Here is a 1,734-nt window from a genome sequence, read left to right as displayed (position 1 = left end):
TTAAAAAATATTAGTATCATTTTAAATGGTTTTGAAAACAAAGCCAAATATGGTTACGGCTATGGTTATGGCTACGGATATGGAAACTATGCCAATGGTTATCATGAAAATGAAGAGCCTAAAAATCCAATTGTTAAATTTATTAAAAAAACCTTTAAAAAATAATTGAAACAATCAACATTTAAAATATTGATTACTGGCGGTGCTGGATTTATAGGGTCAAATTTATGTGAATATTTTTTATCCAAAAATCACCAAATAATATGCCTTGATAATTTTTCAACTGGGCATTATCATAATATTGAACATCTTATTTCAAATGAAAATTTTAAATTGATTGAAGGTGATATTCGGAATTATTCCGATTGTCAAAAAGCAATTCAAAATGTTGACTATGTTTTGCATCAGGCGGCTTTAGGATCGGTTCCAAGATCAATTTCTGATCCAATTACTACCAATGATGTTAATATTTCTGGATTTTTAAATATAATCTCTGTTGCAAAAGAAGCAAAAGTAAAACGATTTATTTATGCTGCCAGTTCATCTACTTATGGCGATTCGGAATCATTACCCAAAGTAGAAGAAGTTATTGGGAAGCCTCTTTCGCCTTACGCAATTACAAAATATGTAAACGAATTGTATGCAGATATTTTTAGCAAAACTTATGGTATAGAAACAATTGGATTGCGGTATTTTAATGTTTTTGGTCGAAAACAAGACCCAAATGGCTCTTATGCTGCCGTGATTCCTAAATTTGTGATGCAATTAATGAAGCATGAAAGTCCAATTATAAATGGAGATGGGAATTTTTCTCGTGATTTTACTTATATAGACAATGTAATTCAAATGAATGAATTGGCCATGTTAACTCAAAATCTTGAGGCCATAAATACGGTTTATAATACAGCTTTTGGAGAACGAACAACATTGAATGATTTAATTGAAACTCTGAAAATTGAATTGTCAAAATTTGATTCTAAAATTTTGGATGTTAAAATTGTATATGGTCAGAATAGAGTGGGAGACATTCCGCATTCCTTGGCTAGTATCGAAAAAGCAAAAAAATTATTAGGTTACAATCCTCAGTTTTCATTGCAGCAAGGTTTGAAAGAATCGGTAAAATGGTATTGGGAAAATTTAAATTAAAAAATGAAAATTGCAATTATAGGTTTAGGATATGTAGGTTTGCCACTAGCAAGATTATTTGCTACGAAATATAGTGTGGTAGGTTTTGATATCAATCAAAAAAGAATCTCAGAACTTAATTCAGGTTTTGATAATACCCTAGAAATTGACAATGAATTATTAAAATCGGTATTAAAATTTGAAAATTCTCCTCAAAACGGATTATTTTGTACATCAAATAATTCGGAAATAAAAGATTGTAATTATTATATTATAACAGTTCCAACTCCAGTTGATAAAGATAAAAAACCGGACTTAACACCACTTTATAAAGCTTCTGAAACAGTCGGCAAAGTACTTAAAAAAGAAGATGTTGTAATATACGAATCTACAGTTTATCCTGGTGCAACAGAAGAAGAATGTGTGCCAGTTTTAGAAAAAATAAGCGGTTTAAAATTTAATGTCGATTTTTTTGCGGGATATTCTCCAGAAAGAATAAATCCAGGAGATAAAGAACATACGGTAGAAAAAATTTTAAAAGTAACTTCAGGTTCCACTCCGGAAATCGGACAAAAAGTGAACGACTTATATAAATCGGTTATTACGGCA

General features: G+C 30.2%; 2 protein-coding genes. Both read left to right on the top strand.

The genetic code is table 11. From position 1 onward, the window contains the following. The first annotated feature begins 165 nt into the window (after positions 1-165). Positions 166-1,146, top strand: a complete 981-nt coding sequence (locus tag RMN92_RS09720; RefSeq protein WP_309609260.1) for an SDR family oxidoreductase — start codon at positions 166-168, stop codon at positions 1,144-1,146. A 3-nt stretch (positions 1,147-1,149) separates the two neighbouring features. Next, positions 1,150-1,734: nucleotide sugar dehydrogenase (locus RMN92_RS09715; RefSeq protein ID WP_409024857.1), on the top strand; the 585-nt coding region annotated here is incomplete at its 3' end.

It is taken from the genome of Flavobacterium sp., from assembly GCF_031363805.1.
In the GTDB taxonomy this organism is placed as follows: Bacteria; Bacteroidota; Bacteroidia; order Flavobacteriales; family Flavobacteriaceae; genus Flavobacterium.
The sequence above is the reverse complement of the archived record's forward strand: the minus strand, read 5'-3'. Positions and strand labels throughout refer to the sequence as shown.